This window comes from Duganella sp. Leaf126 (genome assembly GCF_001423125.1).
Taxonomy (GTDB): domain Bacteria; phylum Pseudomonadota; class Gammaproteobacteria; order Burkholderiales; family Burkholderiaceae_D; genus Rugamonas.
Window position 1 is genome coordinate 1 of sequence record NZ_LMNW01000015.1, and the last position, 6,925, is coordinate 6,925.

Here is a 6,925-nt window from a genome sequence, read left to right on the forward strand (position 1 = left end):
TGATCCGGGGCTTCATCATTGTGGTACTAGTTGGTCGCGGGCTGATACAGAATTTTACCGAACCGGCGAGCGGTAGGCTAGGTTTCTAGAGGTCCCCTAAATTGGTGTCCGGGTACATTAAACCACTACAAAGTGCGTGCAGGAGCGGAAGGCGGCCTCGACGCGTTTGTGGGTGTAAAGGTATCTATCGATGTCCAGGCCGAAGTCCAATGGCTTAATCCCGAAGGGGAAAAGAGCGACGGTACGCCGGTAACAGTCAAGCCTGGCGATGCGATCGGCGAATACAAGACAATGGCGAAAGTTGGTTACGGCGCAAGCGCATCTGCCGGTGCCGGAATCAAAGGTGCATTTAAAATCGGTATCGAGAAAGGTAATTTTGTGATCAAAGCCAAGGTCGGTGCTTGCTGGGGTCTTGGCGGCGAGGGCAGTTTCAGTGGTGAAGTAGGTTATGAGACCATCGGCGAATTCTTCAAATTCGTTTCGTATCAGTTAAAGCGTGCAGATTTTCATAAAATCGGCGACTTTATTGAAAAAGAGGCCTATGATTACTATTGTCAGATTTATTATCTAGTCGTTGCAAAAGGAAAAGAATTAAAAGGCTATGTAAATCAAATAGGAGAAAAAATCACGCAAGAATACGAAGATTTCAAAGACACTTTAGATGAAGCAATTGAAGCTGGTGCGCAGGAGGTAGAGGGGTTTCTTAACCGGCTAAACACTGAACTGAATAAGAAAACAAGCAGCTGGTTCAGTTATTCTCCTCCCGAAGTTGTAGGTCAAATTCAGCGCCAGCTGGCGATGGTGGCTTTGAGCGCGAATTCAACTTTCAATGAGCGGGCTCCCAGGTTAATGGCAATGTCATTGGGTGCCCCGCAGACATTGAATCAGTTATCTACGATTGCAGAACGCATGACAGCCCAGATGGGAGACAAACAAAGTGCGTCTCAGGGATTTGCCATGATCAGACAGAGCTTGAGCGGAAGCATCTATGCCACAGATTTGGAAGCAACCGAGCAACGTCTCGCAAGCGCGCAACCTATGAGCAGTAAACCGTTCATATGGAACCACGAGCCTGAATTCGTTGCTGCCCGACTCAGTATAGAGGATGCAATGTACACCTAATTTATCTAATGGGCCCCGACTGGTTGACTACGCATCTAAAGGCATTTTCGGATGTAGCAGAGTATTTTGTGTACGGAATTTCGCGTTTAGGTCCGCCTCGAGTCGTTGAGCGTAAAGTCCAAGTTCCGGTTTCTTCTTCAACAGGTCGATACCAGCGCTGAAATGTCATCTGAATGTTCCCGAAATCCCCTCTTACCACTTTGCCAGGGCCCTCGTTGGGACCCTTTGGATTATCCCGAGGTGACTTTTCATAATAGTCAGCGGCATACCAATCGTTAGTCCACTCGTGCGTACCTGCCCCGAAGTCGTGAAATCCTGCTGGATTTGGAGGGAATTTTCCGACTTCAACCAGTCCGCCGGCGGCTTTTTTTTGTTCATAAGAAGGGACGTTACGGCCATCATCTCTGGTGCCATCATCAGTCGGGTACAAATATCGTTTCCCTTTGCTTCTCGCTGCATATTCCCATTGAGCCTCCGTCGGCAAGTCGACTGGCAAGCCAGATAATTTTCCAATCCATTGACAATAATCTTTAGCGCCTTGCCAACTGACACCTACTGGATTATTCGACTTTCGGAATCTTAAGTAAAAAGTGCTTTGATTGACGCGAGGCAAGCCCATAGCGGCGACAAAGAGATCAAACTCCGCATATGTAACCGGAAATTTACTCATCGCAAAACCGGTCAGCGACACATCATGAAGCGGCTTTGAATCCGGGCTACCATCATATGGTAGCTGGCCAGCATTTACCAGCGCCCCCCAGTCACCCATTTGAAATGTTCCGCTTGACAGGGGGATCATATTTTTCTTGGTACGCTCCACCAAGCTTTTTAGTGTCTTGGCGTCTGGAACGCCATCTCGGACATTTCCGTCAGCCAATGTCTCCACATTGGCCTGACCATCAATTTTTTCAGGTTGCTTCGCCATCAAGATATTTGAATAAACGAGCAAACTACCGAGCACAAATTTTTTAATTTTCATGAATGAGATTCTGGCATCTGATTAACGTTATTACACCAATTGAGAAAATCTGCTTTGCGATAATGAGAACAAACATCTAAATACCAAAGTTTCATAGGCTACTTCCTGCCCAACTCAAAACCCTGCATCCTTCGCCTTGCGCTTAATCCAATTCATCCCCTGGTCATACAGCCGTTCGGCACCATCCTCGATCTCGCCCAGTTTCTTGCTGCCTGCCGCTGCAGCGCTCTTGCCAGCCTTGGCGGTGGCGTCGTAGGCGTTGCCGGCAGCTTTCATGGCGGCCTGGGCTTTGCTTTGTGCGTACACGCCAGCATCGTGGGCGCGCTGCTGGGCTGCAGTGGCCAGGTCGCTGGCCGCCTTGGCGGTCGCGTCGTAGCCACGCTTGGCTGCTGCGGCGGCTTCGTCGGCTTTCTGGCGTGCATAGTGCGCGGCTTCTTCCGCCTTGCGTTGGGCGTAGGCAGCGGCGTCTTCTGCCTTCTTCTGCGCCGCGGCCGCGGCATCTTTGGCAGCCTTGGTGGTAGCGTCCACAGCCTCGCCGGCCTTCTTCTTGCCGGCCTCGTAAGTGTCGGTCACGGCCTTGGTGGCAGCGTCGCGCTTGCTGCCCATCCAGTTGCCCCACTCGGTCCAAATGCTGACCGTGGATTCCTGCACACCGCGCGGTCGGAAATAACTGAACGGTTCGGCCAGGTTGCCGATGAAATCGACCTTGGAGTCGTGGATGTAGTGCGAAACGAAATTCACCACGCCATCGGAGGCGTTCTTGTCCCAGGCGGCAAGTTGCCAATCTTCCGGCTTGACGTATTGGGCAAAGCCGTTGGCGCCATTGCCGAAGCGCACCCAGCTATCGACCTTGACCGCGAGACGGTACTTGTCGACCTCCCAAGCCATTCCCTTGGGGCCGATGTACTTGTATTTGGCTTCGTGTAAGCGGCGCTGGCCTGGCGTTTCGATGCCCTTGCGGTCCATGGTGCCATTGGCGCTATAGAACACTTCCAGGTGGCGCCTGATCTGGTTTTCGACCGCGCCCGACAAGAGGCCGCATGCTGCCATGTAGTCGCGGTAGGCCTGCTCCGTGCCCTGGTGGCATTCGAACCGCTCCTTGAACAGCGTCGCGCGCGATTTTTCCACCTGCGCATAGGACATGATGCGTACGCCACTGGTGACCGATTCGCGCATCATGTCGCGCATGGGGATGCGGGCGTAATTGTTGTCGATGCCCTGCGCATTCGGCTCGTAGCCACCACCGACGTCAGAGTGCACGCCCGGATACACGCTCTCGACCCATTCGCCGGCCAGCTTGCCGTTTTTGCGGATCAGGTCCACCGGGAACGAAAACCGCACTTCGTGCGCGGCGACGTAGTGCACGCAGCGTTCCACGCGGGGCGACACGATCAGTTCGCGTTCCTCGAACGGCAGGCGGACGTTTTGCGACGGCACGCCGAACGATGCAACGGTATCGAAAATCCCCAGGAAGTTAAAGCGCATCGGATAGCCGTGATACGCCAACCCCTGGCCCTGCGGCTTGCAGTACCCGATGACGCGGTTGGAAAAGGCCCTGGCCAGTGCGGCTCCGCGCGAGAAGCCGAAGAACGACATGTTGATGACCTTGATCAGCCGGTGCTTGCTGAGGGCCGTATTGAGTTCGGCGAAACCCTTGTCGGTGCTGGACGCGGCATACTTCGCGACTTCCCCGCCCTGCGCCTTGGCGTTGGCGATCAGGACCTTGGCCAGCGCATCGCTGACAGCGTCGTCGCCCTGCCCCAGGCGGCGCGCGCCGCCAGCCCCGGCACCGGCGCCGCCCACATTGTCCTCGAGCCACACACCGGTCGAATGCAGCCAGTTTCCCGCCTTGCCGTTATAGGCCGTGCCGACGCCCGATACGTAGATCGGGTAAATCGCCTTGCTCTCGTCCTTGAGCGCCGCATCGTACATGCGCCCGACATTGCTCCAGCTTTTGATCGGCAAATCCGCTTCGCGGTTGTTGCCGGTGCCATCGAAGAAGATCGCGATGTGTACGACATCGTGGCAGTCCTGGAACGGGCCAGGCGCCTCGTCGGGCAGGTCGCGATTGGCGGCACCGGCAGCGAGCGTTGCTTCGCTAGCCATGGTGGCGTCCTGCCTTGTCGGCGGCGGCGATACCGCGCGCAGTCTTTTCGGGCCGCTGGACCGAAGTCACCAGCTCCACCGTTTCGTCCGGATAGATGTGGATCGCCAGATACCGCGCTCCCGGCACGACCTGGTCCAGGGTGAGCGGATTTTTATTGGTGACGGTATCGCCGTTGCGCGCCATCCCCGCCGGTCCGTCGAGGCGCCAGCTGACTTTCTTCGGCCCCAGCGCCAGCTCCACGTTCATCATCGTACCGCCGCCGGTGGACGGATAGGCATCGGAGGATTCCCCGACCTTGCCATCGACATACACGTCAAAGATCGGGCGGTCCAGGTAATTGAACAGCACGACATTTAGTACCACTTTCATAGGTTTCGCCCCACAATTATTGATCGCTAACAGGCAGCATGCGGCGCCCAGCAACGTGCGCCGGGTTCGAAAAAAATGCGCGTTCACTTGAGTATCCATGATCGGTTGGAGTTCACGGCAGCAGTTCCATGGCAGCGGAAAACTTGAGTTCGCGCCGCTGCACCCGCGCCAGCACGTCGGCAATCGTCTTGTCCTGCTTCCACCTAGCTCCGTACACCAGCGTCATGCAAACGTAGTTGACCAGGTCCTTCATGGTCTGCAGGCCGAGGTGTTTGGCATCGGTGAGCTGGCGTTCGACATAACCGTACCGCGCGCGCGGTGCGAGATCGTCGAGCAAATGCGGCTGGTTGAGATCCACATAGAACAATACATGGTCGGGCAAGCTGGCCTCGACCAGCTCGTCCACCTGTGCTTGCGACAGCTTGATCGGCTTAGGCAATCTGACAGCGGGTGGATTGGCATCGATGGCGATCGCATGCAGGACACCATCGCGGTCCCAGTACCACCAGCCGTTCAGGCCGCCACACAGCAGCTTGCGCTGGTCCGGATCGAGCACCGGCCCCTTGACGTGCAAGGTGGCGTCGTCTGGCTGGCCGACCAGCGTGCCGAGAATGGCCGGGTCCCAGAACGCGAAAAACATTTCCGTGTCATCGGGAAGCCGGATGTCGGTAAACTGCTTGAGTTGTTCGAACAAGGCGCCGAACGCCAGCGTGCTGGCCAACAGCGTCACGCTCGGCTCATGCGGCCCCGTGCGCATGATCCATTGCCAAGCTGCGCTCCGGGCTGCAGGATGGTCGAGGCTGACCAGATGCGGCGATTTTTCCGCCAGCGGACTGCCCTGGGTGGCGCCGAGCAGCGACTGCACGGTCCCGCCGGCGCCGGTCAGCGCTGCCGGCAGGGCGGGATTCTGGGCGCTGTCTGCGATGGCGTACCAGCGCCACGAAGGATGCTGCCGCGCCAGGTCTGCGAAAAAATCGATCGAAGCGGTCTTGTTCACATTCATACCCATTTGCTGATGAACGCCGTACGCTGCTTGGCCCGTTTGGCCAGACATTCCACGCACAGTTCCTGCACGGCCCTGGCCTGCGTCGGTCGGGCGGCAGCTGGCGCGGCTTTTCCCACGCCCAGCCACATCCACCAGCCGCCCATGGCCGCCATGATGGCGCGTCTGCCGATGCTGATGCTCTTCATCGCGCTCATGCCCCCTTGTTGATAAATGCCGTGCGCTGGGCGGCCCGCTTGGCCAGGCACTCGATGCAGACCGATTGCGGCAAGATCGGCAACTTGTAGCTGACTTCCTGGGCGCCGGCGAAACTCTTTTTGGCTGCATGCACGGTAATCTTGCCCGGGCACTGCACCGTGATATTCCCGCCACTGATCGTGATGTTCGCGCCCCCGGCCGTCGATAAACTGATGCTCTTCGCGGCTGCCCAGTCGATATGCGCGTTGGCGCTGACGACATTGACTTCGTCGCGTTCGCGCCCCCGGCCGTCGATAAACTGATGCTCTTCGCGGCTGCCCAGTCGATATGCGCGTTGGCGCTGACGACATTGACTTCGTCGCGCGCCTGGATGTTCATCACGTCCGCTTGCGCCTGCAGGTCGATGGCGTCCTTGGCCGCAATCAGTTGCATGCCGACGTTGCCCTCTCCCGCCGCCACCGCGCCGCCGAGCACACCGATGGCCTGGCCGCTGTGTACGCGCATCTGGCCGCCGGTGGCGAACTGGCTGTCCTGGCCGCTCATCAGCGTAACTGTCTCGCCATTGGCCAGCTGCAGGTGTTCGCCGGCCAGCACGCCCAGTCCGGCCTTGGCGGCAATGGCGATGATGGCGTCGCTCGCGTGCGGCAGCTTGTCGTCGGCCGGCGCAATTGGTTTGTCGGGTGCCTCGGCCCTGGCGGTGTCCACGCTTTCCTGGCTCAGCATGCCGGACGCCGCCGTCAGCAGCGCCTTGAGCGGGGCTGACTTGTCGTCGAGGCGGCTGGTGTCGGCCTTGGCCGCGCCCAGGTGGCTGGCGTAGGCCACCGTTTGATGGGGCTCGGCGGCGCCGNCTCAGCATGCCGGACGCCGCCGTCAGCAGCGCCTTGAGCGGGGCTGACTTGTCGTCGAGGCGGCTGGTGTCGGCCTTGGCCGCGCCCAGGTGGCTGGCGTAGGCCACCGTTTGATGGGTCTCGGCGGCGCCGCTGAAGGTCTCGCCCAATGTTGCGGCCTGCTTCAGCAGCGCCATGCTGGCCGCGTTGTCGCCGGCCGGTTCGCGACTGTCGGCGCCGTGCGTGAGCTTGTAGCTCGACACCAGCAAACCGGCGCCGGCGCGCACGGCGCCGTAGCCGTCGGTGCGCAGTTCGGCGCC

General features: G+C 58.5%; 6 protein-coding genes and 2 pseudogenes. 1 reads left to right on the plus strand and 7 read right to left on the minus strand.

Annotated features, from left to right (window positions below; translation table 11 throughout):
• Positions 1-168 precede the first annotated feature (168 nt).
• Positions 169-1,122, plus strand: a complete 954-nt coding sequence (locus ASF61_RS11205) for a hypothetical protein (RefSeq protein WP_156369556.1) — start codon at positions 169-171, stop codon at positions 1,120-1,122.
• A 1-nt stretch (position 1,123) separates the two neighbouring features.
• Here ASF61_RS11205 and ASF61_RS22740 read toward each other — a convergent pair whose 3' ends face one another.
• From ASF61_RS22740 to ASF61_RS23300, 7 genes and pseudogenes are all read right to left on the minus strand, one after another.
• Positions 1,124-2,101 carry an SUMF1/EgtB/PvdO family nonheme iron enzyme gene (locus ASF61_RS22740; RefSeq protein ID WP_082491505.1) on the minus strand — a complete coding sequence of 326 codons (978 nt, stop codon included), beginning with the start codon at positions 2,099-2,101 and terminating at the stop codon, positions 1,124-1,126.
• Between the two features lie 114 nt (positions 2,102-2,215).
• Entirely contained in the window at positions 2,216-4,207 is a 1,992-nt protein-coding gene (locus ASF61_RS11215; protein ID WP_056155564.1) for a DUF2235 domain-containing protein, read from the minus strand.
• Positions 4,200-4,577: a hypothetical protein gene (locus tag ASF61_RS11220; protein WP_056155566.1), complete on the minus strand. Its 378-nt coding sequence runs from the start codon at positions 4,575-4,577 to the stop codon at positions 4,200-4,202. Before ASF61_RS11220 ends, ASF61_RS11215 begins: the two co-directional genes overlap by 8 nt.
• Positions 4,578-4,689: 112 nt before the next feature.
• Positions 4,690-5,631 carry a DUF4123 domain-containing protein gene (locus ASF61_RS24580; protein WP_082491507.1) on the minus strand — a complete coding sequence of 314 codons (942 nt, stop codon included), beginning with the start codon at positions 5,629-5,631 and terminating at the stop codon, positions 4,690-4,692.
• 142 nt (positions 5,632-5,773) lie between these two features.
• Positions 5,774-5,935 (minus strand): hypothetical protein, encoded by a 162-nt coding sequence (locus ASF61_RS24585; RefSeq protein WP_373994542.1) that lies wholly within the window; start codon positions 5,933-5,935, stop codon positions 5,774-5,776.
• 179 nt (positions 5,936-6,114) lie between these two features.
• Positions 6,115-6,501: pseudogene (locus ASF61_RS24465) on the minus strand (DUF2345 domain-containing protein); the annotation flags it as partial.
• Between the two features lie 125 nt (positions 6,502-6,626).
• A pseudogene (locus tag ASF61_RS23300) lies at positions 6,627-6,916 on the minus strand (type VI secretion system Vgr family protein); the annotation flags it as partial.
• Positions 6,917-6,925 lie beyond the last annotated feature (9 nt).